The 26,414-nt window shown below is 57.2% G+C and carries 30 protein-coding genes; 14 read left to right on the top strand and 16 right to left on the bottom strand.

The window, feature by feature from the left end; genetic code table 11:
* Window positions 1-3: 3 nt before the first annotated feature.
* The 3 genes from MX657_RS17355 (at window position 4) to MX657_RS17365 (ending at window position 2,137) form a co-directional block, all read left to right on the top strand.
* Window positions 4-1,173 (top strand): HlyD family efflux transporter periplasmic adaptor subunit, encoded by a 1,170-nt coding sequence (locus MX657_RS17355; RefSeq protein ID WP_119916274.1) that lies wholly within the window; start codon window positions 4-6, stop codon window positions 1,171-1,173.
* Between the two features lie 306 nt (window positions 1,174-1,479).
* Complete coding sequence (locus MX657_RS17360; RefSeq protein WP_119916162.1) at window positions 1,480-1,779, top strand: type II toxin-antitoxin system RelE/ParE family toxin; 300 nt, start codon at window positions 1,480-1,482, stop codon at window positions 1,777-1,779.
* 10 nt (window positions 1,780-1,789) lie between these two features.
* On the top strand, window positions 1,790-2,137 hold the full coding sequence (locus tag MX657_RS17365; protein ID WP_119916163.1) for a HigA family addiction module antitoxin: 348 nt from the start codon (window positions 1,790-1,792) through the stop codon (window positions 2,135-2,137).
* Between the two features lie 50 nt (window positions 2,138-2,187).
* Here MX657_RS17365 and MX657_RS17370 read toward each other — a convergent pair whose 3' ends face one another.
* Together MX657_RS17370 and MX657_RS17375 are read right to left on the bottom strand one after the other, a co-directional pair.
* Window positions 2,188-3,369 carry a PLP-dependent aminotransferase family protein gene (locus MX657_RS17370; RefSeq protein ID WP_346806240.1) on the bottom strand — a complete coding sequence of 394 codons (1,182 nt, stop codon included), beginning with the start codon at window positions 3,367-3,369 and terminating at the stop codon, window positions 2,188-2,190.
* A gap of 20 nt (window positions 3,370-3,389) precedes the next feature.
* Window positions 3,390-4,277 carry a LysR family transcriptional regulator gene (locus MX657_RS17375; RefSeq protein WP_346806241.1) on the bottom strand — a complete coding sequence of 296 codons (888 nt, stop codon included), beginning with the start codon at window positions 4,275-4,277 and terminating at the stop codon, window positions 3,390-3,392.
* Between the two features lie 98 nt (window positions 4,278-4,375).
* Between MX657_RS17375 and MX657_RS17380 the strand changes: the two genes are divergently transcribed.
* Window positions 4,376-4,978 carry a short chain dehydrogenase gene (locus MX657_RS17380; RefSeq protein ID WP_217480485.1) on the top strand — a complete coding sequence of 201 codons (603 nt, stop codon included), beginning with the start codon at window positions 4,376-4,378 and terminating at the stop codon, window positions 4,976-4,978.
* On the opposite strand, the gene MX657_RS17385 is transcribed toward MX657_RS17380, so the two are convergent.
* The 5 genes from MX657_RS17385 to MX657_RS17405 form a co-directional block, all read right to left on the bottom strand.
* Window positions 4,972-5,706 carry a class I SAM-dependent methyltransferase gene (locus MX657_RS17385; protein ID WP_346806242.1) on the bottom strand — a complete coding sequence of 245 codons (735 nt, stop codon included), beginning with the start codon at window positions 5,704-5,706 and terminating at the stop codon, window positions 4,972-4,974. The two genes, MX657_RS17380 and MX657_RS17385, sit on opposite strands and share 7 nt — an antisense overlap.
* A 75-nt stretch (window positions 5,707-5,781) precedes the next feature.
* Window positions 5,782-6,780: a transketolase C-terminal domain-containing protein gene (locus tag MX657_RS17390; RefSeq protein WP_151412877.1), complete on the bottom strand. Its 999-nt coding sequence runs from the start codon at window positions 6,778-6,780 to the stop codon at window positions 5,782-5,784.
* Complete coding sequence (locus MX657_RS17395) at window positions 6,780-7,625, bottom strand: transketolase (RefSeq protein WP_346806243.1); 846 nt, start codon at window positions 7,623-7,625, stop codon at window positions 6,780-6,782. The genes MX657_RS17390 and MX657_RS17395 overlap by 1 nt, the downstream gene beginning before the upstream one ends.
* A 12-nt stretch (window positions 7,626-7,637) precedes the next feature.
* Window positions 7,638-8,387: an SDR family NAD(P)-dependent oxidoreductase gene (locus tag MX657_RS17400; RefSeq protein WP_346806244.1), complete on the bottom strand. Its 750-nt coding sequence runs from the start codon at window positions 8,385-8,387 to the stop codon at window positions 7,638-7,640.
* Window positions 8,388-8,423: 36 nt separating this feature from the next.
* Window positions 8,424-9,755: an MFS transporter gene (locus MX657_RS17405; protein WP_333017079.1), complete on the bottom strand. Its 1,332-nt coding sequence runs from the start codon at window positions 9,753-9,755 to the stop codon at window positions 8,424-8,426.
* 215 nt (window positions 9,756-9,970) lie between these two features.
* On the opposite strand from MX657_RS17405, the gene MX657_RS17410 reads away from it, so the two are divergent.
* Entirely contained in the window at window positions 9,971-10,891 is a 921-nt protein-coding gene (locus MX657_RS17410; protein ID WP_061097315.1) for a LysR substrate-binding domain-containing protein, read from the top strand.
* Window positions 10,892-10,909: 18 nt separating this feature from the next.
* Here the strand turns inward: MX657_RS17410 and MX657_RS17415 are convergent, their stop codons facing one another.
* The 6 genes from MX657_RS17415 to MX657_RS17440 all read right to left on the bottom strand — a co-directional run bounded on the left by MX657_RS17415 (window position 10,910) and on the right by MX657_RS17440 (window position 18,475).
* On the bottom strand, window positions 10,910-12,289 hold the full coding sequence (locus MX657_RS17415) for an amidohydrolase family protein (protein WP_346806245.1): 1,380 nt from the start codon (window positions 12,287-12,289) through the stop codon (window positions 10,910-10,912).
* Window position 12,290: 1 nt separating this feature from the next.
* The gene (locus MX657_RS17420) at window positions 12,291-13,247 is read right to left on the bottom strand and encodes a carbamate kinase family protein (protein WP_119916168.1); all 957 of its coding nucleotides are present in this window, start codon (window positions 13,245-13,247) and stop codon (window positions 12,291-12,293) included.
* On the bottom strand, window positions 13,244-14,794 hold the full coding sequence (locus MX657_RS17425) for a xanthine permease (RefSeq protein WP_346806246.1): 1,551 nt from the start codon (window positions 14,792-14,794) through the stop codon (window positions 13,244-13,246). The genes MX657_RS17420 and MX657_RS17425 overlap by 4 nt, the downstream gene beginning before the upstream one ends.
* An 11-nt stretch (window positions 14,795-14,805) precedes the next feature.
* A complete protein-coding gene (locus tag MX657_RS17430) occupies window positions 14,806-16,221 on the bottom strand; it encodes a DUF1116 domain-containing protein (RefSeq protein WP_346806247.1) in 1,416 nt (471 codons plus the stop codon).
* The gene (fdrA, locus tag MX657_RS17435; RefSeq protein ID WP_346806248.1) at window positions 16,221-17,762 is read right to left on the bottom strand and encodes an acyl-CoA synthetase FdrA; all 1,542 of its coding nucleotides are present in this window, start codon (window positions 17,760-17,762) and stop codon (window positions 16,221-16,223) included. Before fdrA ends, MX657_RS17430 begins: the two co-directional genes overlap by 1 nt.
* Before the next feature lie 107 nt (window positions 17,763-17,869).
* Window positions 17,870-18,475: an ankyrin repeat domain-containing protein gene (locus tag MX657_RS17440; protein ID WP_218727220.1), complete on the bottom strand. Its 606-nt coding sequence runs from the start codon at window positions 18,473-18,475 to the stop codon at window positions 17,870-17,872.
* A gap of 320 nt (window positions 18,476-18,795) precedes the next feature.
* Between MX657_RS17440 and MX657_RS17445 the strand changes: the two genes are divergently transcribed.
* Entirely contained in the window at window positions 18,796-19,725 is a 930-nt protein-coding gene (locus MX657_RS17445; protein WP_217480492.1) for a LysR substrate-binding domain-containing protein, read from the top strand.
* On the opposite strand, the gene MX657_RS17450 is transcribed toward MX657_RS17445, so the two are convergent.
* Entirely contained in the window at window positions 19,722-19,880 is a 159-nt protein-coding gene (locus tag MX657_RS17450) for a YqaE/Pmp3 family membrane protein (protein ID WP_014884952.1), read from the bottom strand. The genes MX657_RS17445 and MX657_RS17450 overlap by 4 nt on opposite strands.
* A 178-nt stretch (window positions 19,881-20,058) precedes the next feature.
* Here MX657_RS17450 and MX657_RS17455 point away from each other — a divergent pair, with 178 nt between their 5' ends.
* The 3 genes from MX657_RS17455 (at window position 20,059) to MX657_RS17465 (ending at window position 21,148) form a co-directional block, all read left to right on the top strand.
* Complete coding sequence (locus tag MX657_RS17455) at window positions 20,059-20,358, top strand: ArsR/SmtB family transcription factor (RefSeq protein WP_080330201.1); 300 nt, start codon at window positions 20,059-20,061, stop codon at window positions 20,356-20,358.
* A gap of 9 nt (window positions 20,359-20,367) precedes the next feature.
* Window positions 20,368-20,889, top strand: coding sequence for a rhodanese family protein (locus MX657_RS17460; RefSeq protein ID WP_119916174.1), 522 nt, complete (start codon window positions 20,368-20,370; stop codon window positions 20,887-20,889).
* A 79-nt stretch (window positions 20,890-20,968) separates the two neighbouring features.
* Window positions 20,969-21,148 (top strand): hypothetical protein, encoded by a 180-nt coding sequence (locus MX657_RS17465; RefSeq protein ID WP_080330199.1) that lies wholly within the window; start codon window positions 20,969-20,971, stop codon window positions 21,146-21,148.
* 38 nt (window positions 21,149-21,186) lie between these two features.
* On the opposite strand, the gene stpA is transcribed toward MX657_RS17465, so the two are convergent.
* The gene (gene stpA, locus MX657_RS17470; protein WP_080330198.1) at window positions 21,187-21,591 is read right to left on the bottom strand and encodes a DNA-binding protein StpA; all 405 of its coding nucleotides are present in this window, start codon (window positions 21,589-21,591) and stop codon (window positions 21,187-21,189) included.
* 494 nt (window positions 21,592-22,085) lie between these two features.
* Between stpA and alaE the strand changes: the two genes are divergently transcribed.
* Window positions 22,086-22,535 carry an L-alanine exporter AlaE gene (alaE, locus tag MX657_RS17475; protein ID WP_080330197.1) on the top strand — a complete coding sequence of 150 codons (450 nt, stop codon included), beginning with the start codon at window positions 22,086-22,088 and terminating at the stop codon, window positions 22,533-22,535.
* Between the two features lie 32 nt (window positions 22,536-22,567).
* Here the strand turns inward: alaE and MX657_RS17480 are convergent, their stop codons facing one another.
* The gene (locus tag MX657_RS17480; protein ID WP_023308923.1) at window positions 22,568-22,912 is read right to left on the bottom strand and encodes a DUF2002 family protein; all 345 of its coding nucleotides are present in this window, start codon (window positions 22,910-22,912) and stop codon (window positions 22,568-22,570) included.
* Between the two features lie 160 nt (window positions 22,913-23,072).
* Here MX657_RS17480 and MX657_RS17485 point away from each other — a divergent pair, with 160 nt between their 5' ends.
* The 4 genes from MX657_RS17485 to nrdE all read left to right on the top strand — a co-directional run bounded on the left by MX657_RS17485 (window position 23,073) and on the right by nrdE (window position 26,406).
* Window positions 23,073-23,399: a DUF883 domain-containing protein gene (locus MX657_RS17485; protein ID WP_023308924.1), complete on the top strand. Its 327-nt coding sequence runs from the start codon at window positions 23,073-23,075 to the stop codon at window positions 23,397-23,399.
* Window positions 23,400-23,642: 243 nt separating this feature from the next.
* A complete protein-coding gene (gene nrdH / locus MX657_RS17490) occupies window positions 23,643-23,882 on the top strand; it encodes a glutaredoxin-like protein NrdH (protein ID WP_080330196.1) in 240 nt (79 codons plus the stop codon).
* Window positions 23,879-24,289 (top strand): class Ib ribonucleoside-diphosphate reductase assembly flavoprotein NrdI, encoded by a 411-nt coding sequence (gene nrdI / locus MX657_RS17495; protein ID WP_219366381.1) that lies wholly within the window; start codon window positions 23,879-23,881, stop codon window positions 24,287-24,289. The genes nrdH and nrdI overlap by 4 nt, the downstream gene beginning before the upstream one ends.
* The gene (gene nrdE, locus MX657_RS17500; protein ID WP_346806249.1) at window positions 24,262-26,406 is read left to right on the top strand and encodes a class 1b ribonucleoside-diphosphate reductase subunit alpha; all 2,145 of its coding nucleotides are present in this window, start codon (window positions 24,262-24,264) and stop codon (window positions 26,404-26,406) included. The genes nrdI and nrdE overlap by 28 nt, the downstream gene beginning before the upstream one ends.
* The last annotated feature ends 8 nt before the right edge of the window (window positions 26,407-26,414 follow it).

Consider the following 26,414-nt stretch of genomic DNA (forward strand, 5'->3'; position numbering starts at 1 on the left):
GCAATGGACGATCTTGATAACGCCCTCGACTCCGAGAGCGGCTACACCGGTGCGCGGCGGATCGTCATCTTCTCGCTGCTGATGTTTGTGGCGCTGGGCGTCTGGGCGTGGTTTGGGATGCTGGATGAGGTCTCAACCGGCTCGGGGAAAGTGATCCCCAGCTCGCGCGAGCAGGTATTACAGTCTCTCGACGGGGGGATCCTCACCGAGCTGAACGTTCACGAGGGCGATCAGGTGCAGGCCGGACAGGTGCTGGCGCGACTTGACCCAACGCGTTCTGAATCGAACGTCGGCGAAAGCGCGGCGCGCTACCGCGCGTCGCTGGCCTCCAGCGCGCGTCTGTACGCCGAGGTAAACGATCTTCCGCTGAAGTTCCCGCCTTCGCTGGAGAAATGGACCGAACTGACCGCCGCCGAAACGCGGCTCTACAACTCGCGCCGCGCCCAGCTGGAGGACACGCAGCGTGAACTGCGTTCGGCGTTAGACCTCGCGAACAAAGAGCTGGCGATCACCCAGCGGCTGGTCAAAACCGGGGCCGCCAGCCACGTGGAAGTGCTGCGCCTGCAGCGGCAGAAAAGCGACCTGGAGCTGAAGCTCACCGACGTGCGCTCGCAGTACTACGTTCAGGCGCGCGAAGCGTTATCCAAGGCCAACGCCGAAGTCGATATGGTCTCGGCGATCCTCAAAGGCCGCGAGGATTCCGTCACCCGCCTGACGGTAAAATCCCCGGTGCGTGGGATCGTGAAAAACATCAAGGTCACCACCATCGGCGGCGTGATCCCGCCCAACGGCGAGCTGATGGAGATTGTGCCGGTGGACGATCACCTGCTGATTGAAACCCGCCTCTCGCCGCGCGATATCGCCTTTATCCACCCGAACCAGGAGGCGCTGGTCAAAATCACCGCCTACGATTACGCCATCTACGGCGGGCTGCACGGCGTGGTGGAGACGATTTCCCCGGACACCATTCAGGACGAAGCCAAGCCGGAAGTGTTCTATTACCGCGTGTTTATCCGCACCAGCCAGGATTACCTGGTGAATAAGGCGGGCAGGCACTTCTCAATTGTGCCAGGGATGATTGCCACAGTGGATATTAAGACCGGAGAAAAAACGGTGCTGGATTATCTGATCAAGCCGTTTAACCGGGCGAAAGAGGCGCTGAGAGAGCGGTAGTCAAACGCCGGGTGGCGGCGATCTTCCCCCTCTCCCTAACCCTCTCCCCAAAGGGGCGAGGGGATGGTTCGCTGCTCGCATTAATTGTGGAGATTCCTCAGCCCTGTGGGAGAGGACATCATGCCGCACCCACACCACAATACGCCTTTTCTGGAATCCGCCTCGAAGAAACCGCTTTTAATGGCGCCTTACGCTTTCCTTCAGCCTGCATCCGGGTAACATAGCTGCCAATAAAAACGCACTTGCGCACTGTGCAAGAGTGCATTACTATCCACATAGCTTCATGGACTGGAGCTCATAAGCACTATGATTAATCATTTTCGTGATCAATGGCTTAAGGATTTTTTTCTGTATGGGAAATCAAGCAATGTGATCCCTTCAAGACTTGAATCAGCCTTAGCGAGGAAGCTGGATATGATCAACGCTGCTACCTCGCACCGGGAGCTGAGATCCCCGCCAGGCAATATGTATGAATCGCTGAATCCCCCGCTTGCAGGGTACTCTTCGATTCGCGTGAACAGGCAATACAGGTTGGTATTCAGGTGGTCAGAGGGCAAAGCAGACGATCTCTACCTCTCTCCGCACAAGTACACGCCATACAAATGAGGCATTACCTATGACTCTTCAACAGGCTCTACGCAAACCCACCACGCCGGGCGATGTGTTGCAGTATGAATACCTTGAGCCGCTCAATCTGAAAATTAGCGATCTCGCGGAAATGCTTAACGTGCACCGTAACACCATCAGCGCTCTCGTTAATAATAATCGTAAACTGACGGCCGATATGGCAATCAGACTGGCCAAGGCGTTTGATACCAGTATTGAATTCTGGTTGAACCTGCAGCTAAACGTCGACATCTGGGAAGCACAGACCAATTCCCGGACTCAGGAAGAGTTGAGCCGTATAAAGACGGTCGCGGAAATTATGGCAAAAAGGAAATCAGGCAGGCCGGATGTGGCATGAGCGGTCGTTTTCCCCGGTACGATATTGACCGCACCGGGTTTTACTCGTAATTACAGGGAGGTCTTCAAACGTCGAACCGCTTCTTTCAGCTCTTCATCCGTTGGCGTGACGAACGACATGCGCAGCGTCGCGTGGTCCGGCTCGTTGCAGTAGAAGAACTCGCCCGGTACAAACACCACGCCGTTGCTTAAGGTTTTTTCCAGCCATTTCGTCGTATTCATGCCGTTGTTCATTTTCGCCCAGAGGAACATGCCGCCCTTCGGCTTGTGGAACGACATCACATCGCCCAGCCCGGCTTCCAGTTCCATTGCAAACGTCTGGTATTTCTGGCGATAGGCCTCGCGGATCATTTTAATCTGGTTCGCCAGACGACCGGTTTTCAGGTACTCGTAGGTCATCAGCTGGGACAGCGTGCTGGTGTGCAGATCGGTGGTTTGCTTGAGGTTCACCACCGCGCGCTTCAGCCATTCCGGCACCAGTACCCAGCCCACGCGGGTACCCGGCGCGAGGATTTTAGAGAAGGTGGAGGTGTACACCACGTTATCTTCATTGCCGATATCTTTGGCATGGGCAATCAGCGGGCGGAACACGTCGTCGGTGTAGTTAATTTCGCTGTACGGATCGTCTTCGATAATCACGAAATCATAGCGCTTCGATAATGCCACCAGCTGTTTACGACGCGCTTCGGAAAGCGTCACGCCGCCAGGGTTACCAAAGGTTGGAACGATATAGACCGCTTTGATGGTTTTCCTTGCCACCAACGCCTCAAGTTCATCGACCTTCATGCCATCACCGTCGGTGCCAACGGATTCAAAGCTGGCCTGCGCCAGGCCAAAGACCTGCAGCGCGGCGAGATAGGTTGGACGCTCAACGACAACCGTATCGCCCGGGTTAATTAACGCGCGCGCCAGCACGTCCAGAGATTGTTGAGAGCCGGAAGTAATGACGACATCATCGGCCTTACAGGCGATGCCACGCCCCTCGCAGATGCGTTTAATTTCCTCGCGCAGCCCCGGCACGCCTTCCGTCAGGCCATACTGGAACGCCTCGCCAAAATGCTGCGATAAGACGGCATCAGCGGCGATTTTCAGCCCTTCGTGATCGAACAGATCGGGATTGGGAATACCGCCACCCAGCGAAATCACACCTGCCATTTTGCTGTGTTTTAATAATTCACGGATGGCAGATGATTGCAGGCCCTGCGCGCTGCTGGCGAGTTTGTTTGCAGACATTCTTTGATTACCTTCTTTTTTTATATTGTGCCCAATCTTAGCAGAAGATGAGCAATAAATTCCGTTAGCTTAGGGAGGGGACGTAAATCCTGTCGCCACAGTAAATGCACCGGCCTTGGTGCGGGGGTGAACGGCTCCAGCACACGTACCAGCCTGCCGCTTGCCAGCTCTTCCGCTACCAGCACTTCCGGTTGCAGCAATAACCCTGCCCCGGCCCGCGCCGCCATGCGTAAGCCGTAGCCGTCGTTGCATCGTAAGATCGCATCCCGCTTCCAGCGCACCTCCACTTCCACGCCCGGCAGCCGCCACTCGTTGCGCGCGGTCCACACCGTGTGCGACAGACAAAGATGATCCACCAGATCGGCAGGCGTCTGCGGCGTACCGTGTCGCGCCAGATAATCCGGCGCGGCGCAGATCACCATGTTGTAGGGGCACAAATATTTCGCCACCAGATCGTCATTGCGAATATCGCCAATGCGAATGGCCAGATCGACCCCCTCCTCCACCAGATCCACCATCCGGTTAGTGAGATCCAGTTCGATACGCACTTCCGGGTAGCGCTGCAAAAAACTGGCCGTCAGAGGAGCGATCGCGCAGCCGCCAAACGACGTGGGGGCGGTGACGCGCAGGGTGCCGGCGGGCGCCGCGCGCAGCCGTTCAACCGCGCTTTCGGCAATCGAGACCTGCTCCAGCACCCGCCTGGCCTCTTCGAAATAAACGCGTCCGGCGTCGGTCAGGCTCTGACGACGGGTATTGCGCTCCAGCAGGCGCGTACCGAGCTGCGATTCCAGCAGCGCAATATATTTCCCGACCATGACCGCCGACATCTCCAGCCGCGCTGCCGCGCCGGTAAAGCTGCCGCTTTCTACCACCGCGATAAACGTCTCCATGCCGCGAAGCTTATCCATATTCCGAACCTCTGGTTAGTAATCATCTAACTTTAGCCCAGTTTATCTGAGTTTTTATTTATTAAAGAATGAGGGCTCACAACATCAAGGAGTCTGCTATGAAAATCGTCATTATTGGTGCCAGCGGTACGGTCGGTCGTGCAGTAACGGAAGAGTTGAGTCGTCGCCACGAGGTCATCCGCGTCGGCCGCACGCAGGGAGACTATCAGGTGGATATCACCTCGCAGGCGAGCGTGCAGGCGCTGTTTGAGAAAATCGGCCCGGTGGATGCGATTGTCTCTGCGAGCGGTGGGCTGCACTTCGGCCCGCTCGCGACCATGAAAGACAGCGATTTCAACCAGGGCCTGCAGGACAAGCTGCTGGGGCAGGTGCGTCTGGCGCTGACCGGCCAGCACTACCTGAATGAAGGCGGCTCGATTACGCTCATTAGTGGGATTGTGGCGCACGAGCCGATCGCACAGGGGGTGAATGCCACCACGGTAAATGCGGCGCTGGAAGGGTTTGTCCGCGCCGCAGCGTGTGAACTGCCGCGCGGGATCCGCATCAACCTGATTAGCCCGACGGTACTGACGGAATCCGCCGACGCGTATGACGGTTTCTTCCCCGGCTTTGAAAGCGTTCCCGCCGCGACCGTTGCCCAGGCCTACCGCCGCAGCGTTGAAGGGGTGCAGAGCGGGCGGGTGTATAAGGTAGGTTACTGAGCCTTACGGGCGGAGATCAGCACCAGCAACGGGCGCTCCGCCTCTTCAGCCAATGCAGGCCAGGCGTCAATTTGCGCCTGCGTTGGTCCCCACTCGTTGACCTCGCTTATCGTTAACCCGGCCTTGATCAGTGCGTTAAGCGTGGTGCCCAGCGTGCGGTGGTATTTAATCACCCCATCCGCCAGCCAGTTGCTGACGCGCTGGCTTTCGTCCTGATAATGGTTCACGCCCCAGTACCGCGCGCCGCTGTCGTCGGTCAGCCAGCCCTGACGGGAAGCGCAGGTGTAAATCGGGTGCTCCATCGAAAAGACCAGACTACCGCCCGGTTTTAGCGCGCGCTGAACGTTGGCGAATAGCGTGTCCAGTTCCGGCAGGTAGTGCAGCGCCAACGAGCTGTAGACCAGATCGAGGCTATTCTCGTTGAGCGTCAGAGACTCCAGATCGCTACGCTGATAGTGGATCCGATTGTCATCAGTCAGTTCATCCGCGCGGGCGAGCATCTTCTCTGAGATATCGACCCCTGTGACGCCAGCAGCGCCCAGCTCACGCGCCGCGCGGCAGAACCAGCCGTAGCCGCAGCCGAGATCGATAACCGCTTTGCCGGTTAAATCCGGCAGCATTTTTTTCAAGGCAGGCCACTCCGGCGCGCCGTCCAGGCCCTGCACCGAGCGCGGAAGCTGGGCGTAGCCTTCAAAAAACGCCGGGTTGTCGTAGATGTTTTGTGCCATGACGGACTCCTGTTATCGCAACAGAGGCGAGGGTAAAATACCCCTCGCCCGTTGGCAACGTATCCGTCTGATAAATCAGAGTCTGCGCCGGATCTTCTCTACCATGGCGGCGGTCGAAATCCCGTAGCGGTCGTGCAGGGTTGGCAGCGCGCCCGCATCAAGGAACGCGTCCGGCAGCGCGACGGTATCAAAATCCACGTTAACACGGTTGCGCATCAACAGCGACGCGACGGCTTCGCACAGCCCGCCCACGCTGCTGTGGTTTTCCGCCACAATGACCAGCCGTCCCGGCTTCGCGGCCTGGGCCAGGATCGTCTCTTCGTCCAGCGGCTTAATGGTGGGCGAGTGCAGCACCGCCACGCTGACGTTATCCTTACGCAGCTGCTTCGCCGCCTCCAGCGCGCGCATGGTCATCAGCCCTGATGCGACGATCAGGACATCGCTCCCCTCTTCAAGCAGCACGGCTTTGCCAATCTTAAACTGGTAGTTGTACTGGTCCAGCACCACCGGCACCTTGCCGCGCAGCAGGCGCATATAGACAGGGCCGTCGTGCGCTGCCATCGCCGGCACCGCCTGTTCCGTGTCAATTGCGTCACAGGGATCGATAATCGTCATGCCCGGAATACCGCGCATAATCGCAATATCTTCCGTCGCCTGGTGGCTCGGCCCGTAACCGGTGGTTAGCCCCGGCAGCGCCGCGCAGATCTTCACGTTCAGGTGCTCTTCAGCAATCACCTGATGGATAAAATCGTAGGCGCGGCGGGTGGCGAAGACGGCATAGGTGGTGGCGAAAGGAATAAAGCCCTCTTTCGCCATGCCGCCCGCCGCCCCCATTAAAAGCTGTTCTGCCATGCCCATCTGGAAGAAGCGTTCCGGGTAGGCCTGGGCAAAAATGTGTAGATCGGTGTACTTCGACAGATCCGCCGTCATGCCGACGACCTCCGGTCGCTGTTCCGCCAGCTTCACCAGCGCGTGGCCGAACGGTGCGGCGCGCGTCTCCTGGCCTTCTTCCGCGATAGAGGCAATCATCGCCGACGTGGTTAAACGCGGCTTTTTCTCCGTAGTCTGGCTCATTACAGCACTCCTTCAGGTTTGTTGGCATCCAGCACGGCGAGTGCCTTTTGCCACTCGTCAGCATCCACGCGAATAAAATGGTTCTTGTCCCGCTTTTCGAGGAACGGCACACCCTTGCCCATCAGCGTGTCGCACAAAATGACGCGCGGCTGGTTTTCCGGGTAGCGTTTGGCGTTATCAAAGGCCGTCACCAGCGCAGGAACATCGTTGCCGTTTACGCGCTGCACGTACCAGCCGAAGGAGGTCCATTTATCCTCCAGCGGCTCAAAGCCGAGGATCGCGTGCGAGTTGCCATCCGCCTGCTGGCGGTTAATGTCCACCAGCACGATCAGGTTCGACAGGCCGTGATGTGCCGCCGACATCGCCGCTTCCCAGGTTGACCCTTCATCCAGCTCGCCGTCCGACATGGAGTTAACGACCCACGCCGCGCTCTGCTTGTGCATCAGCCCCAGCGCCATGCCAACGCCAATGCTTAAGCCCTGCCCCAGCGAACCGCCGGAGATCTCCATGCCCGGCGTGTAGGTAGCCATACCGGACATCGGCAGGCGGCTGTCGTCCGCGCCGTAAGTCTCCAGCTCCTCTTCAGGAACGATCCCGGCTTCAATCAGGGCCGCATAACAGGCAATGGCGTAATGGCCGTGGGAGAGCAGAAAACGGTCACGCCCTTCCCACTCCGGCTCGCCCGGCTTAAGGTTCATCCCGTGGGTAAACGCGGTGGCCAGCACGTCGGCATAGCCCAGCGCCTGCCCGATGTAGCCCTGCCCCTGCACTTCGCCCATGCGCAGCGCGTAGCGGCGAATACGCCAGGCCGCGGCGGCAACCTGTTGAACTGTGGTATCCGTCATCGTCGTCTCTCCTTAATGGATCAGCATTCCGCCGTTCACGTCGAGCGTGATACCGGTGGAGTAAGAAGAAAGGTCGCTGCCGAGGAACAGCGCGGCGCGGGCAATATCCTGCGCGTCGCCGAGGCAGTTAAGCGGAATGCCTGCCAGAATGGACGTTTTCATCTCATCGCTCAGCTTGCCTGCGGTGATGTCCGTCTGGATAAGCCCCGGCGTGATGCAGTTTACGCGCACGTTGTCTGGCCCGAGCTCGCGCGCCATGGCTTTTGCCAGCCCCAGCACACCCGCTTTTGCAGCGCTGTAGTGTGGGCCACCGAAGATGCCGCCGCCGCGCTGGGCGGACACCGATGAAATGCAGACGATGCTGCCCGACTTTTGCGCGCGCATAGTGGGAATAACCGCCTGGGACATTAGCAGCGTGCCGCGCAGGCTGACGTCCAGCACCGCATCGTAATTTTCGCGTTTGATATCCATCAGCTTGATCGGCTGAGTAATGCCGGCGTTATTCACCAGAATATCGATGCGCCCGTATTTCCCCAGCACCTGCTCAATGGCGGCATTAACCTGTAATTCATTGCTGACGTTCGCCGCAAGGCCCAGATGTTCGTCGCCCAGGCTCGCGGCGGCAGCCCGGCTGGCTTCGGCATCTAAATCAATAATGACCACTTTCGCGCCCTGTTCGGCATATAATTTCGCCGTAGCGAAACCCAAACCGCGTACGGAAGCCGCGCCGGTAATAACGGCGACTTTATTTTTCAGTAGCATATATTTACTCCATTCGGACAAGAGGGATTTAATGATTTATTTCGGCTCTTCCAGCAGCATAATAATAATTAAGCCAATGGCTGCGCAAATACCGAAATAAATAAACACGGAATTAAAACTGCCTGTTTTATCCAGCAGATAACCCGCCAGCATCGGGGAAACAAATCCGCCGAGATTACCGCCGCTATTGATGATGGACGCGGCAATGGGATAGGTTTTACTGTCCGCAACAGCCATGCCATAAGCCGTAAAAGCGGGCCAGCCAATATTCAGACAGAGGCCGACAAAAAATAGCCCGACGCAAACCGCCACGGTGCTTTGCGGAATATTCAGCATAATGACCATCATTAAAACGGTGCTGATGGCGGTAAACATCATGGTCGGTTTACGTCGACGGCCGAGCAGTTTGTCGGAGACGTAGCCGCCAAAAATCGCACCGATAAATCCGCCGATGCACGGCATGCTGGCGACCAGGCCCATGCTCATAAACGTAAAGCCTTTCTCTTTCACCAGATAGAGCGGGATCCACGTCAACAGTCCGTACAGCACGCTGACCATCATAAAATAGGCCAGGCAGTCGCCGAGAATATTCTTCGAGGTAAACAGCCCTTTCACCGTGCTTACCGGGGCTAACTCCCGCACGCGGATCAGCCGATCGAGGCGTGCAAAGCCCGGTGAAATCACGATGTTTTCCCGTCTGGCGTCCGGCGTCTCCTGACCGGCGGTAATCGTCTCCAGCTCCGCTTTAGAGACGAATGCGCTCTCGGACGGCTTCGTGCGTACCAGCAGATACCACAGGACGGCAATGACCAGGCCTGGGATCGCAAAGGAGAAGAAGACCCAGCGCCAGCCCCAGGTCATGGCGATCCACACGGCCAGCGGCGGCACGAGGATGGGCGCGAACATGGTGGCGGCGATGTAGACGCCCGTGGCCGTGGCCTTCTCCTTTGGCGGAAACCAGTTGTTGATGGTAGAAGCCAGCCCGACCGGGCACGGCCCCTCTGTTAACCCCAGCCCCAGGCGGATACACTTCAGGCCCAGAACCGAGGTTGCAGTGCCCATCAGCCAGGTAAAGGCAGAGAAGCCGAATATCGACAGCGCCACCATGCCGCGAATTCCCTTTTTGGCAATAAAAAAGCCCGCAGGAATTTGGCTCAGGGCGTATCCCAAAAAAAACATGCTGGCGATGGCACCGGCTTCGAAATTATTGATATGAAATTCGTCAATGATAAACGGCAGTACCGCACCAATATTTGTTCGGTCAGCATAGTTAATGGCATAAACAATAAAAATTAATGCCAGCACAACGAAACGGTAATTGGTTTTTTTAGTCTTTATGTAGGGGACAGCTTGTTCTATACGAGACATAACTTACCTCATTATTCGAACACCGTGAGTCGTTTTATTATTGCGTTCAACGTCAATATATCGGCTCACCCATGAAACGCCATTCAATAAAGCTCATTTATTGCTGAGATAAATTTGATTCGCGATACAGCTCAAAAAAATAATATCGGGATAAAATTGCCCGCTCGCAGTCTCAATGTTATGTTTTTTATCAATTATCGTGTAAGGAGTAGGCCATGCCCGCGCAGGATCGCCAGACGTTATCGCTGCCCTCGCTCAGAAATTTGCAGGCGTTTATCGCCGTTGCCAACGCCCTGAGCATCCATCAGGCGGCGGAACAACTCAACGTCACGCCGTCGGCGGTAAGCCACCAGATCGCGTCGCTGGAATCGTGGCTTGGCAAGAAATTATTCATCCGCAGCGGCAAAGGGGTTCAACTCACCCCGACGGGAGAAAAATATCTGCGGGAGGTCTCAGCGGCGATGAGCGCCATCGGGCGCGCCACCGATCAGATCGTGAAAGAAAAAGACAATGCCGTGCTTCGCGTGCACTCTTCCCCCACCTTCGGGCTGTCATGGCTGTTGCGCCGTCTGGGCAGATTCCGCGCCGAATATCCTGATATCACCATCAATCTCACCTGCTCCTATGAGAACCTGCAGTTCGCCAGAGATAATATCGACATTGATATCCGTCACGGTATTCCGGACTGGGACGCCTACCGGGTGATGACCATTAAAAACGACACGCTGGTGGTATTGGCCTCGCCGGGCTATGCAGAAGAGCATCCCATCAGCACACCCGCCGATCTGCTGCAACAGTCGCTTATCTCGTCCACCAGTACTCTGGTGAACTGGGAAAAATGGTTCGCCTGGCACAATATCGACAGGCCCTGGCTCAATTTCAGCCTCAGCTTCGACCGTTCCTACATGAGCTTTGAAGCGGCGCGCATGGGGCTGGGGTTTATTCTGGAGAGCAAAATGATGGCTACCGATCACCTGAAGGATGGCTCACTGGTGCAGGTGCTGCCGGATGAGATGGGGATCGCCATTAACGCGCATCATCTGGTGATGCCGCACATGAACGAACGCGCGTGGAAGATCCAGCAGTTCGTCGAGTGGATTGACCGGGAGTTGCGATTGTCGGGGTATCACCTGTAGCGATACCCCAACGTGGCGTCAGGCGACCGAGCCCCAGACGAGGTTGCCCCTGTGGAACGTCGCGGTACGCGGTGAAATGCGCGCCACCGCTTCGGCGGAACAGGAGGCATCCACCAGCACAAAGCTGGCGTCGTCCTGCGCTTTTGGCCACACGCGCTCGCCTTTATCGTTCAGCGGCAGCACGTCACCGGTGGCAATGCCGAGCGCGCGGGAGAGCGTCTGCTCATTAGGGCGGATATAGAGCTGCGCGTAGAGATTGGCTTTTTCCAGCATGTCCCCCAGGCCGTACGGCGACCAGTGGTCAATCACGCTGTCGGTGCCCGTCATCACGAACACGCCCTTCTCGCGCAGCTGCTTCAGCGGCATATGCAGGGTTCCAATCGGCACGGTGGAGGCGATGGTCACCTGCTGCGCCGCCATGCGGGTGGCAATCTCATCCACCTGCTGCTCGTTGAGCGTTGCCAGCGCGAAGGCGTGGCTGATGGTCAGCTTGCCCTTCAGCGCCGGCGTTTTCTCCACGGTTTCCACCATGTAGTTCACCGCCGCCACGCCCGCCGGGCTGGTTTCGTGCAGGTGAATGTCCACCCCTTTGTCGTAATCCAGCGCAATCTGGAACATCAGATCGAGGGATTTCTCCATCGCGCCGTCGACGTTGGTTGGGTCCAGCCCGCCCACGTAGTGCGCCCCGGCCTGCATCGCCTCGCGCATCAGGTTTTCAGAGTTGGACAGCAGCAGGCCGTGCTGTGGGAAGGCAACGATTTCACAGTCAAAACCTGCGGCCCGGCGCGCCAGCACCGCCTGCAAACTTTCCAGGTTTTTCAGGCCGGATACCGGCTCTATGTTGCAGTGGCTGCGGGCAATGGTAGAGCCTTTCGACTGGATCAGGTCGATAAGCGCCTCCGCGCGTTCCTGGGTGTAGGGCTGTAGCTCCGGCAGCAGCTTCTGCTCAAGGCGGATCATGTCCTGAATCGTAGTGCCCGCCGGGCGATTCAGGGAGCGCCACGGACCGCCGTAGAAGGTTTTATCCAGATGGATGTGCATGTCGCGCATCGCCGGAAGCATCAGCTTTTTACCCGCGTCGTAGTGCGGCAGCGTGGCGTCGGCGTGGCTCTTGTTATCGCGCAGGGCGACAATTTTTCCGTCCTTGATCTCCAGCGTTTTCAGCTCGGTGCGGGTGCTCGTCGCCACGCTGCCGTTGAAGTTGAACCCGGCCTCCAGCAGCACGTTGTCGAGGTAATAGTGTTTTGCGGTGATACTCATCGGTTTGCCCGTCTCGCAGGTTGGCTTTGCTGAGTCGGCAGCATACGCGACGGAGCCGGTGGCGCCAAACAGCGCACAGGCGGTGACCATTTTGCCGCTCTGGCTGATAAATTCGCGGCGGCTTTTGTTTTCACTCATCTTATCTTCCTTCATTAACAATATGGGTGCCGGTTTCCCCGCGAAGCGCGGCGGCCAGGCAGTCCGGCGAGGTGATGACAACACGCCTGCCGCCGTGCTTTAAAAATTCCAGCGAGGCGACGATTTTGGGCAGCATGCTGCCCGCCGGGAAGTGGCCTTCGTCCATGTAGCGCATCATCTGCGCCACGTTTACCGTGTCCAGCACCTGCTGGTTCGGCTTGCCGAAGTTAACGCACACTTTCTCCACGCCAGTGGTAATCACCAGTACGTCGGCGTGGATCTCGCGCGCCAGCAGCGCGGTGGAGAGATCTTTATCAATCACCGCGTCGACGCTCTGATAATCTCCCTCTTCGCTGCGCACGACCGGAATTCCGCCCCCACCCGCGCCGATCACCACGTACCCTTTTTGGGTCAGCGTCTTGATGGCATCCGCCTCGACAATCCGCAGCGGCTGCGGCGAAGCCACCACGCGGCGATAGCCCCGGCCCGAGTCCTCAACAAAATGCCAGTCCGGGTGCGCGAGCTGCAGCGCGTCGCGCTGCGCCTCGCTGAAGAACGCGCCGATCGGTTTCGTCGGGTGCGTAAAGCCGGGATCGTTTTTATTCACCTCCACCTGCGTGACGACCGTGACCGCTTTTTGCTCCCCGCGCGCGGCCAGACGGTTATTGAGCGCCTGCTGGATCAGGTAGCCAATGCCGCCCTGGGTATCCGCCACGCAGTTTGCCAGCGGCGTCAGCGGCAGCCCTTCCCGCTCGTGGGCGATTTCGGCGCGGCGCAGATCCAGCCCCACCTGCGGGCCGTTGCCATGGGTGAGGACGATGTCATAGTCGGAGGCCAGCATCTCCAGAACCGACTCGGCCACCGCTTTCACCGCCTGCGCCTGATGTTCAACCGACTGGCTGGCGTTATCTTTGATAATGCTGTTGCCGCCGATGGCGACGACCATAAGCTCTTTCATACGTGTTCCTTCGCAACAGTAACTCCAGCGCTCGCAACTTCCCGGCTATCAAGGAAATGCTTCACCACAAACATGCCACCCATCATCAGATACGCGGTGACGAACATCAGCGAACTGCCTTCGGCAAAGCCCACCACCGGGGCGTGGATCACGCCAAACAACGCCAGCAGCGCCCCGCCCGCAGCCGCAACGGCCCCGCGCAGCGGTTTGTTGATGATGGCGAAGATGGCGATACACCCCCAGAGCATGCTGGCAAGCGGCGCGCCGTTGCCGAGATGCACTAACCCCTCGTAGTAGATGCCCTTGCTGTGCAGCACGTCGCTGCCGATTTTCGCTGCGCTGGTGCCTGCCGCCCCCATCACGCTGTTCATCATGGTCAGCGCCCAGTTGGCGATCCACGGGAACAGGCAGATGAAGATCACCGGCACCTCCACTTTGGGCGTTTCCCTCACCACCTGGTTGGCCGTCACGACGCCGATAAACACCAGAATCGGCACGATGGCGGTCATCGGTATGATGGCGAGCATAAACGCCCCCAGCCCGAACAGCGGCACGATGAACATGGTCACGCCGGAGGCCAGCGTGTAGCCGATGCTGGCCCCCATCGCTTTCCATCCGGGGTGGCCGACGTAAACCGTCACCGGGAACGGGTTCCCCATCAGGCAGCCGAGCATGGAGGCCAGGCCGTTCGCCAGCATCACCTTACGCGTCGGGTATTCATCCCCCGCCGCGTGGGCGCTTTCGATGTTCTCCAGGTCAAAGATGTAGTTCGCAAGCCCCAGCGGTACGGCGGATGCCAGGTACGGCAGCGCGTGCGGCAGCCCCTGCATAAAGCTGTTCACGTGCACTTCCGGCGGGTTAAAGCCGAAGGAGGACATGGACGCTTTAATGGCTTCCGGGCTCTGCAGGCCGGAGATCCAGGCCAGTGCGGTACCGGCTATCAGCAGCAGCAGGCCGGTCGGGATTTTGGCGAAAATCGGCTTTTTGCCAAACCAGTTAATGAAGATCAGCAGCAGGACGATGAACGACACGGTAGGCGCTTCGAACGCCTGCAGCATCGGGTTCATCGCCAGCAGCAGCAGGCCAAGCCCGGACAGGCACGACAGCAGCACGGTGCGCGGGATCATCTTGCGGATGGTTTCCCCTAAAAACGAGCCGCCAGCCAGGATCATCGCTTCCACAAAGCACCACACCAGACCGATCTGGATCGCGAACTCCGCATCGCCGGTCTGCTGGTAGACCGGCATCAGCACCAGGAAGGTTACGGTGAAAATCGACGGCGCGCTCGGGCCGGACGGCAGCGCGGTGACGTCCGTTCGTCCAGTGGCGCGCGCCATCTGCAGGCCAAACCAGGCGTAGCAGATACTCGCCACCAGCACCGCCAGCCCGAAGGCCGGCGCGATGCGTCCATAAACAATCTCCTTCGGGATGCCGACGACAAAAATGAGCAGCCCCATCATGGTCAGCAAATTGGTCAGGTTGTTGGTCATCAACCCGAAATATGCCGCCCAGTCACCTCTTTTCCACTCCAGTTTCATGTTTTTCATGGATGCATGCCTTATAAAAAGTAGCGATCGCGGAAGGTCAACAGCGCCTTTTCAAAACAGCTAAACGGCGGGTGAACGATGCCCGCCCCAATCATGCCGATACCCGCGTCTTTGTGGGCAATGGCGGTGTTAATGACCGGCAGAATGCCGCTGCCCGCGACTCTGGTAATGTCGATGGCGGTTGGAATGCCCATAAACGAGAGCAGCGGAATGGTGACGTTCGGGTTTTCGCCGAGGGTGATTTCGCGCATCTGGCGGGAGAAGTCGATGGCTTCCTCCACCGTGCCGCCCACCAGCGCAACGATGGCCGGGGCCGTCGCCATCGCAAAGCCGCCGATGCCGTAGGTTTCGGTGATGGCGCTGTCGCCGATGTCCAGCCCGGAATCTTCCGGCTTATAGCCTGCGAACATCGGGCCAATCACCTGCTGCGCCGGGCCGGTGAACCACTGCCCCGGCAGGCCGGAAATGCGCAGGCCGAACTCGTAGCCGTTGCGCGCCATGGTGGTGACAACGGTGCTGTACTCAATGCCGTGGGCGGCGTCCAGCGCGGCCTTACACATCGCCATCCACGTCGGGCCGGAGAAGTAGTCGCTGCTGGCGACAAACTCGAACACCTCGCGCTGCTGCGCCACCGGATAGCCCGCCTGGATCAGCCCCGGCGTCAGAGCCTGAATAAGCAGCGTGGTGCCCGCGTTGTTGCGGTTGTGGCACTCGTCGCCCATGTGCAGCGCCTGGGCCAGCATCAGACGCAGATCGATTTCGCCGATAATGTTCATGGCGTCGCGCAGCATCGGGCCGAGCACGTCGCGCATCCAGTTAAGACGGTCGATCACGCTCTGGTCGTTGGCGCCCATGCGCAGGATCTTCGCCATCTGCTCGCTGAGGTTGGTGAACGCGCGGTTGCCGTAGGTTTTGTTCTCAACGATGTGCATAAACATCGATGCAGAGGTGACGCCCGCCATCGAGCCCACGCAGTCGTGCTCGTGGCACGGCGAGAAGGTGATGTCGCCTGAAGCCGCGAGCCTTGCGGCGTCCTCCAGATCCGTCGCCAGCCCTTCAAATACCAGCGCGCCGGTGACCGCGCCCTTCATCGCCCCGCACATGTTCTCCCAGGAGACGGGCGGACCGGCGTGCAGAATGGTGGTGCGGGTCATCCCCGGCACCACGTTAATGGCCTGGTCATAGCCCACCAGCACCGGATGGGATTGAATAATGCGCTCAAGGGCGATGTTGTTCGCGGCGGCGATCTTCTCCGCCAGCGATTTTTCCGCCAGCTGGTCGAGCGCCTCCACCACCTGCATATTGCCCTGCCCCGGCGGCGTCCAGTCGAGCTGGGTCACGGGAACGTGCTGTTTTTTGAGATCGTCGCTGAACATCGCAATGCCAACGTTAATCACGTTCAGCGGCTGGTTGAAAAAGGTCGTCATTATGCTTTCTCCCCTTTGCAGACAAATTCGCGTGCCAGTAATCCGGTATTGGTGCTGCTGCTGGCCCAGATGACGCCTGCGTCGGTCAGCAGCTGGCACTGCTGTGCCAGCGACTGCGGATCCTGGTCAGTGCCGAGCACATAGCCGAGGATCTCCAGCGGACGGTTATCGGCCTTCGCGATGGCCTGCGCCTCTTTGATAGCGTCGAGCATCACGCCGACCGGATCCTCGTGCGCGCCGAAGCCGAGCACGAAGTCCATCACGATCACGCCCACCTCCGGATCGCGCGCCTCCTGCAGCAGGCGGCTGATGCGGTTGGTCGGGTCGATCATCGGGTGCGGCTTGCCGTTGGTGAAGTCGTCGTCGCCGAAGTCGAGGAAGGTGTGGGCCTGGCTAACGCTGATGTCTTTCAGACGCCTGGCCGGATCCGGCTGGATGTTGCTGTAGACGTCGTCGAATTTCGCAAGCGCCGCGAACATCGCCTCGTCGCACAGGGTGCCGCCGCAGAACAGGCCACGAATGTACTTCTGCTGCGGGGTCAGGCGGGCGCGCACCTCTTCAATCAAAGGCCAGTTGAGCGGATGCAGGTCCAGGGACTCTTTTTTGATGCCGGTAAGCAGGACCGCCTTCAGAGCCGCCTCTTTGGTGCCGCGGGCAAACTGCAGGCCGTCTTCATCGGCGGGCGGTTCGCTGCGGCCAAGGAAGCAGACAACCACCGGCTTGCGGCAGGCGCGCGCCCGGGCCAGTACCTTCTCCGCCACGGCAGGGGCCGGCGGCTTGGAGATCAGCGCGATGACCTGGGTGCTCTCGTCGGCTTCCAGCATATCGATAGCATCGAGCATCATCAGGCCGCCGATTTTCTCGCTGAGATCGCGCCCGCCGGTGCCGATCAGCTGCGACACGCCGCCGCCGAATTCATGGATGCGCACGCTCAGCTCCTGGCTACCGGTGCCAGAGGCGCCGACGATACCAATCGGCCCGCGGCGCACCGCGTTGGCGAAGCACAATCCCGCGCCGTTGATGACGGCGGTGCCGCAGTCCGGCCCCATCATCAGCAGCCCTTTCTGGTGCGCCAGCTGCTTCAGCGCCAGCTCGTCGTCGAGCGACACGTTATCGGAAAAGAGCATGACGTTAAGATCGTTTTCCAATGCCTGGCGGGCTTCGCGGGCGGCGAAGGTGCCGTTGACAGAAATCACCGCAAGGTTGCTGTCCGGGCGATGGGTTTTGGCGCTGGCAATCGTGGCGTAGCGCGCTTCATGGGTACCTGCGCTCTCTTTACGCGTGAATAACGCCTCAATAGCGGCCAGGGTTTCATCATTTGCCGCGTCGCCTTTAATCACGATCATCAGGTCGCCGTTTTTGGCGTCCGCTAATTCCGGCATTAATAGCCCAAGATTTTTTAATACGCCTTTGTTCATTTCCGTCGCCATGGCGACAAACGCCTGCTCGACGCCCGGTAATTTATTGGCTTTGGTGGAAACGGACATCAATGACACCGAATCAAAGTACGTATTCTTTTTTATGACGATTTTGGTTGGCATTGTTTTCTCCTGAATGCGGATAAAAGGGGGCCGCCGTCGTGCAGAATGCACGTCGGTAAAAATACTGTTTGAATTTACGGCCAGACGGGAAAGGCTGGCCGAATACGTTATGCGCCCGCCGCCAGCAGCAGGTCGGCTATTGCATCGAAGCCTTTTTCCCGCGCCAGTTCGAGCGGGGTTTTACCGTATTTATCAGTCATGTGCGGGTTCGCGCCGTGGTCCAGCAGCAGCTTCACAATTTCCTGCTGCTTTGCGCCGCCGTCATTCAGCACGATGGCTTCCAGCAGCGGCGTCCAGCCGACAAAGTTGGTGTGGTTGACGTTAATATCGGTTTTTTCCAGCAGTTCGCGGACGATCTCCACGTGCCCTTTTTCACTGGCAGGGGTAATGCCCACGCCGCCGAAGCGCGTCAGGCGGTCGAGATCCGGATTTGCCGGAAGGACAATGCGCAGCAGGGTTAAATCGTTTGTCAGGCAGCTAATCAGGAAGGGGTTAAAGCAGGTCTGATCCTGTTTATCAATATCCGCCCCGGCGGCAATTAATAACTCTACGCAGGAATAATGCTTTTTCAGGCTGGCAATAATAATGGCGGTTCTTTTCTGGCGGTTGGTGGTGTTAATATCCACGCCTTTCTCCAGACAGGCTTTTAGCGCATCACTATTGCCCTCCTCTGCCGCCAGCAGAAATTCAGTAACGAGTTCAGTTGCAGACATATTCAGACTCCTGATGTTTTTATTTCTGTTGACCTGAGAATAGCAACAGCCTGGTCATAAAAGAATCCGCTTAAAAAGGATTCATCGACAGTCAATTCATTGTTGAGGTAAATTCAACAGTCTGGCTAAAACGTGCGTCTGTGCAACCTTTTTCTTATGTTTCACCGCGTTTTAGCGCTGCAGCCTGCATTATGCTTATGTCTGATGAAGCCTTGCTGAGCGCGGCCTGCGTCAAATAGTCAGAACTGTGATCGGCTTCAAATGCGTTGTAACAGTGTTGTTAAAATATGTTCAAAACTGATGGCTGAAGGGAGTGAGATATGAATTCCATCTTTACCGAAGAGAACCTGCTGGCCTTCACCACCGCGGCGCGCTTCGGCAGCTTCAGCAAAGCCGCCGCCGAGCTGGGCGTGACGACCTCCGCCATCAGTTACACCATTAAGCGCATGGAGACCGGGCTGGACGTGGTGCTGTTTGTGCGCAACACCCGCAGCATTGAGCTGACCGAATCCGGGTTTTACTTTTACCGCAAGGCCACCGACCTGCTGAACGACTTCCACGCCATCAAGCGCGGGATCGATACCATTTCACAGGGCATCGAGGCGCGGGTGCGCATCTGCATTAATCAGCTCTTGTATACGCCGCGCCATACCGCCAGGCTGCTTCAGGTGCTGAAAAAGCAGTTTCCCACCTGCCAGATCACGGTGACGACCGAGGTGTATAACGGCGTATGGGATTCGATCATCAACAATCAGGCCAATATCGCGATTGGCGCGCCGGACACCCTGCTCGACGGCGGCGGGATTGATTACACCGAAATCGGCGCCATTCGCTGGGTCTTTGCCATCGCACCGGAACATCCTCTCGCCTTTGTTCCCGAACCGATAGCGGAAAGCCAGCTGCGCCTGTACCCCAATATCATGGTGGAAGATACCGCGCATACCATTAACAAGAAGGTCGGCTGGCTGCTGCACGGGCAGGAGGCCATTCTGGTGCCGGATTTCAACACCAAGTGCCAGTGTCAGATTCTGGGGGAAGGGATTGGTTTTTTGCCGGAATACATGGCGAGGGAGGCGGTGGAGGATGGGCTACTGATAACGCGGCGCATCAACAACCCGCGTCAGGACTCGCGCATGCTGCTTGCCACGCAGCATGCGGCGACCGGTCAGGTGACGCGCTGGATCAAACAGCAGTTTGGTCCAGCGGGCGTGCTGACGAGCATCTATAGCGATTTACTGTGGCGCGCTTAGCTTTTGGTCTGGACCCAAAACGCGTGGATAAGACCAGGAATGTAGCCCAGTAGGGTCAGAAGAATATTCAGGATAAACGCCCAGCCAAACCCTTTGCCAAGCAGTACGCCCAGTGGAGGAAGAATAATCGTAAAGACAATACGCCAAAAACCCATAAAGACTCCCTGCAAGCTAACCAGTTGAAAATAAAAAGAGTATCTACTCTAAGCGTAGCCAGTTTATCGGCTTATGCCATAGTGCTCTCTTCCTTTTACCCTCTTTTACGCTTTTGACACTGGTTTAACAGGCGCATTTAGTTTAGCATTTACTTAATTAAGCAAACACTAAACTAAAATGACCGAACTCGAACAACTTCAGGCCAGCGCCGGGCAGGCCGCCGCCCTTTTGAAAGCGATGAGCAATCCGCGTCGGCTGCTGATCCTGTGCACATTATGTGGCGCACCAGGCACCAGCGCAGGCGATCTGGCGCGCGCCACGGGGCTTAGCCCCTCCGCCACGTCGCAGCATCTGGCGCGTATGCGTGAGGAAGGGCTTATCGACAGCACCCGCGAGGCGCAGCGCATTCTCTATTTCATTAAAAACGATGCGGTGCATCAGCTCATCAGCACCCTGAAAACCCTTTATTGCCCGTAAGGAGCCGCTATGTCACTTCCACTGATTACCCCGCAACAGGCCCACGCCCGCGTGGCTGAGGGGGCGAGACTGATCGACATTCGTGATGCCGACGAATATGCCCGCGAGCATATTGCCGGGGCACAGTCGGTGCCGCTGGATACGCTACCCGGCGGGCTTAACGCGAGGGCTGGTGAAACGGTGATTTTCCACTGCCAGTCCGGCGCCCGTACTGCAGGGAACGCTGGCCGCCTTGCGCAGGCCGCCGGGCCCGCTCAGGCATTTGTGGTCGAGGGTGGCATTCAGGGCTGGAAGCAGGCGGGCCTGCTGACCATCGAAGACAAAACCCAGCCGCTCCCGCTGATGCGCCAGGTACAAATTGCCGCCGGGCTGTTGATTCTCTGCGGCGTAGTGCTGGGCTACAGCGTCTCTGAGGGCTTTTTCCTGCTGAGCGGTTTTGTGGGTGCCGGGCTGCTATTCGCTGGTCTGACGGGGTTTTGCGGCATGGCGCGGCTGTTGAAGGTGATGCCATGGAACCGGCGTACCTCATAAGCAGTAATCCATGAATTACGCTGTACCCGCCGCCAGACGTGGGCTAAGGTGAAGATCGCTAAAACAATGAGGAGGTCATATGTTTTCTGTTGGTGATTATGTGCAACCGCGTAAAGGCGGCCCAAAGCTGAAGGTGCTTGAAGTGAACGGTGAAAGCGTGGTGGCGGTACAGGCCAGCAATGAGCAGGGTGAAAAATATACCCTCAAGGCCGCAGACCTGGCGCTCTATACCGAAGAAGGCGATTTCGGCGTCTGCTGAACAAACAACCGGGCGGAATATTCCGCCCGGCCTGCGGATTAGATCAGAAAATCATCCAGTGATTTACCGTTTGCCAGCGCGCTGGCAATAGGCTTCGGCGTGCGGCCCTGACCGGTCCACGTTTTCTCTTCACCGTTCTGGTCAATAAAGCGGTATTTCGCTTCACGCGGTTTACGCTTTTTAACCGGTTTACCCGCCTGCGCCAGGTCTGAACCCAGCAGGTCAGTCGGAGAAATACCATCGGCTTTCATCAGTTCCAGCAGGGTATTAATTTTTTCCTGCTGTTCAGCGCGCTGCTGCTCTAATTCCGCCAGCTCATTGCGTTTCTCTTCAGTAACGACCCTGACTTTTTCCAGCATTTCCTCAAGAACGTCCAGCGATAATTCACGCGCCATCGCGCGCAGGGTTCGGATATTATTAAGATTCTGTAACGTCAAAGACATATTATTTGAAAACCTTTTCTTTGGGGTAAATAGATAAATCGGGCACAGAATAATTCATTTCATTTGAAATATCTACCCAGAGGTCTGTATGGACATAATTGTAAATATATTTAAATATCGCCGTTAATAATAGCGTATAGCGTTTGTGGAAAGCAGGCGGATCTAATCACCGCATCAATATAAATGGTCAATTTTAATCCAAATCTCAGCACACTGCTCTCCCATCAGGAGAGCGGATTTCCGCTTCAGAAGCAAAGGAATTAACCTGTTGATTTATATAAAAAACACCTTATCAGAGACAGATTATAACGAACCGGGCAAAAAACAATCATTTTTAGAGAATTTTGTGGACAAAAGGCGATTAAATAAAAATTAATCACTAGTTGTTAGTTCAAACACAGAGATATACGCTATACACGTCAAACAAACCAACCTAAAGCACTAATCGCTGAAGGAAAACCGATTCTACTGCGTTCTTCTCAAGGAGTTCAGACATGTTCTCGCCGCAATCTCGCCTGCGCCACGCGGTGGCGGATACTTTCGCGATGGTTGTCTACTGTTCCGTTGTGAACATGCTGATTGAAATATTCCTCTCCGGAATGACCTTCGAGCAGTCACTTTCGTCTCGTCTGGTGGCGATCCCGGTCAATATTATTATCGCCTGGCCTTACGGGTTATACCGCGATGCGGTCATGCGTTTCGCGCGCCGTATTAGCCCGGCAGGCTGGATGAAAAACCTGGCCGACGTGCTGGCGTACGTTACGTTCCAGTCTCCGGTTTATGTCGCTATTCTCCTGACGGTAGGCGCAGACTGGCACCAGATCGCCGCAGCGGTCAGTTCGAATATCGTGGTATCAATGCTGATGGGTGCGGTATACGGCTATTTTCTCGACTACTGCCGCCGTCTGTTTAAGGTCAGCCAGTACAGCCAGGTAAAAGCATAATGTGAAGCGACTGGCGAAAGCCAGTCGCAGTTTTACTGTACGTCGCCAAACAATCCCTTAAGAAACCGCTCCAGCGCCATACGCGAGCTGAAACCGTGCGGAATACCATAATGCTCATGCCGTTCACCGCCTAAATAGAGCGGAAATTGCTGATAATGATCGCAGGTTTTAATATCCGAGGCAGGTTCAGCAAATGACAGACTTCTGTCTTTCAGCGTCGGGTGAATAATGAGTGCGGTACGTCCCATCCTGGCTTCACGATTAACATACACATAATTCTCGCCTCGGCGATATCCATACGCTTTTGGCGTCACCTCATCCATGGTGAATCCCTCTTTTTCAAGAACGCGTGCCACCTCGTCAGGTCGTAAATACATATCTTTTCCTCGTTATCTTTTCCTGCCCGGCAACCTTACAGTAATCAGCATTAGCAGGGCTTTCAGAATAGTCCATAAACTGCCGGATAACGCGTGATGCGCTTCAGGTATTAAATTTCTGAACTAAACTAAACGGGAACACAAAATTACGGAGGATCGTATGTTTAACAGACCGAACCGAAACGATATTAACGACGACGCGCAGGATATTCGTAATGATGTCAGCCAATTAGCGGACACGCTGGAGGAAGTGCTGAAATCCTGGGGTTCCGATGCAAAGGATGAAGCAGATGCCGCGAAACGTAAGGCTCAGTCTCTGCTCCGTGAAACCCGCGCCCGTATGAACGGACGTTCACGCGCCACGCAGGCTGCCTGTGACATGGCCAGCTGCGCAACCACCTTCGTGCGTGAAAAACCACTGTGTACGCTGGGAACGGTCGCGGCGGTCGGCATTTTTGTCGGAGCCCTGCTCAGCCTGCGTAAGTAAGCACCCGTTCTCAACCCCGGTGGCCTCAGGCGCCGGGGCTTTTTTATGCCTGTAAGCCTGAAATACCCGTACAGCCCGCCCTGCCCCGTTGTGCTCATCACTCAGGCAATATCAATCTAAATTTCCCATATCTTGTATGGTTGAATCTTTCATCAACTACATCTAGTATTCCCTTTAGAAAGACACACACCCTATGACGCGTTAACTCGCGCCGTTTTCTCATTCTAAATGGAAATACGAATCATGAGCATTATTATTTACACTCGTAACGATTGTGTTCAGTGCCACGCCACAAAACGGGCGATGGAGAGCCGCGGCGTGGCGTTTGAGATGGTAAATATCGACCTGGTACCCGAGGCCGCAGATACTCTGCGCGAACGGGGTTTCCGCCAGCTTCCGGTGGTGATTGCCGGTGAGACAAGCTGGTCAGGCTTTCGCCCGGACATGATTAACCGCCTGAGCGCTCAGGCCGCCCGTGCATGAGTGGGCTGGTCTTCTTCTCCAGCAGCTCGGAAAACACGCTCCGCTTTATTGAGCGTCTCGGGCTACCCGCGATACGCATTCCGCTCAACGAGCGGGAGCGTATTCAGGTAGACGAACCTTACATTCTGGTGGTGCCCAGCTATGGCGGCGGCGGGACGGCGGGGGCTGTGCCTCGCCAGGTGATCCGCTTTCTGAACGATCCTCATAACCGCGGGCTAATCCGCGGCGTGATCGCGGCGGGGAATCGCAATTTCGGCGACGCCTTTGGCCGCGCCGGGGATGTCATCTCTCAAAAATGCGGCGTGCCGTATCTCTATCGTTTTGAACTGATGGGGACACAGCTGGACGTCGAAAACGTGCGTAAAGGAGTGAACGAATTTTGGCAACGACAACCGCAGAACGGGTAATTCAGGCAACGCCGGACTACCACGCATTAAATGCGATGCTAAACCTCTATGACCGGGAGGGGCATATTCAGTTTGGCAAAGATCGCGAGGCGGTAGAGGCCTTTTTCGCCGCCCACGTCCGTCCGAACAGCGTCGCTTTTGGCAGCCAGCAGGAACGTCTCGACTATCTGGTTAATGAAGGTTATTACGAGGAGCGCGTGCTGACCCGCTACGACCGCGCCTTCGTGGTGACGCTGTTTGAACGCGCCCATGCCAGCGGTTTTCGTTTCCAGACCTTTCTCGGCGCGTGGAAGTTCTACACCAGCTACACCCTGAAAACCTTCGACGGCAAACGCTACCTGGAAAGCTTTGAGGATCGTACCGTGATGGTGGCGCTGACGCTGGCCCAGGGCGATGAAGCGCTGGCAGAACGGCTGACGGAAGAGATCCTCTCCGGCCGCTTCCAGCCCGCCACGCCGACGTTTCTCAACTGCGGTAAGGCCCAGCGCGGCGAGCTGGTCTCCTGCTTCCTGCTGCGTATCGAAGACAATATGGAGTCGATTGGCCGCGCGGTGAACTCGGCGCTGCAGCTTTCCAAACGCGGCGGCGGCGTGGCGTTTCTGCTCTCGAACCTGCGTGAAGCGGGCGCGCCGATCAAGCGCATTGAAAATCAGTCCTCCGGCGTGATCCCGGTGATGAAGATGCTGGAGGACGCGTTCTCCTATGCCAACCAGCTTGGCGCACGCCAGGGCGCGGGGGCGGTTTACCTGCACGCGCACCACCCGGACATTCTGCGTTTTCTCGATACCAGGCGCGAAAACGCCGATGAAAAAATCCGCATCAAAACCCTGTCGCTCGGCGTGACGATCCCGGACATCACCTTTAAGCTCGCCAAAGAGAATGCCGACATGGCGCTCTTCTCGCCGTATGACGTGGAGCGAATTTACGGCAAAGCCTTTGGCGACGTGGCTATCAGCGAACTTTATGACGAGCTGGTGGCCGACGATCGCATTCGCAAAAAAACCATCAACGCCCGCGATTTCTTCCAGACGCTGGCCGAAATTCAGTTTGAGTCCGGCTATCCGTACATCATGTTTGAGGACACGGTAAACCGCGCCAACCCGATTGCCGGACGCATCAACATGAGCAACCTGTGCTCGGAGATTTTGCAGGTCAACAGCGCCTCCGCTTACGACGAGAACCTGGACTACGCGGAGATCGGCAAAGATATCTCCTGTAACCTCGGCTCGCTGAATATTGCCCACACCATGGATTCGCCGGATTTTGGCCGCACGGTGGAGACCGCCATTCGCGGGCTGACGGCGGTGTCGGACATGAGCCATATCCGCAGCGTGCCGTCTGTTGAAGCGGGCAACGCCGCGTCCCACGCCATCGGCCTCGGGCAGATGAACCTGCACGGGTATCTGGCGCGCGAGGGTATCGCCTACGGCAGTCCGGAGGGGCTGGATTTCACTAATCTTTATTTCTACACCATCACCTGGCATGCGTTGCATACCTCGATGATGCTGGCGCGCGAACGCAACCAGCGGTTCGCGGGCTTTGAGCAGTCGCGCTATGCCAGCGGGGCGTATTTCAGCCAGTATCTGGAAGGCGACTGGCAGCCGAAAACCGAAAAAGTGCGCGAACTGTTTGCTCGCGCGGGGATCGTTCTGCCGACGCGCGAGATGTGGCAGCAGCTGCGTGACGACGTGATGCGCTACGGCATTTATAACCAAAACCTGCAGGCCGTGCCGCCAACCGGTTCGATTTCCTACATCAACCACGCCACGTCGAGCATCCACCCGATCGTGTCGAAGATTGAAATTCGTAAGGAAGGCAAAACCGGACGCGTTTACTACCCTGCCCCGTTTATGACCAACGAGAATCTGGCCCTGTATCAGGATGCTTACGAGATCGGCCCGGAGAAAATCATCGATACCTACGCCGAGGCCACGAAGCATGTGGATCAGGGATTGTCGCTGACGCTCTTCTTCCCGGACACCGCCACCACGCGGGATATCAACAGAGCGCAGATCTACGCCTGGAAGAAAGGCATTAAGACGCTCTACTACATTCGCCTGCGCCAGCTTGCGCTGGAAGGCACCGAAATCGAAGGCTGCGTGTCCTGCGCGCTGTAAGGAGAAAG

Origin of the sequence: Enterobacter chuandaensis (genome assembly GCF_039718975.1) — a bacterium.
Lineage (GTDB): Bacteria > Pseudomonadota > Gammaproteobacteria > Enterobacterales > Enterobacteriaceae > Enterobacter > Enterobacter chuandaensis.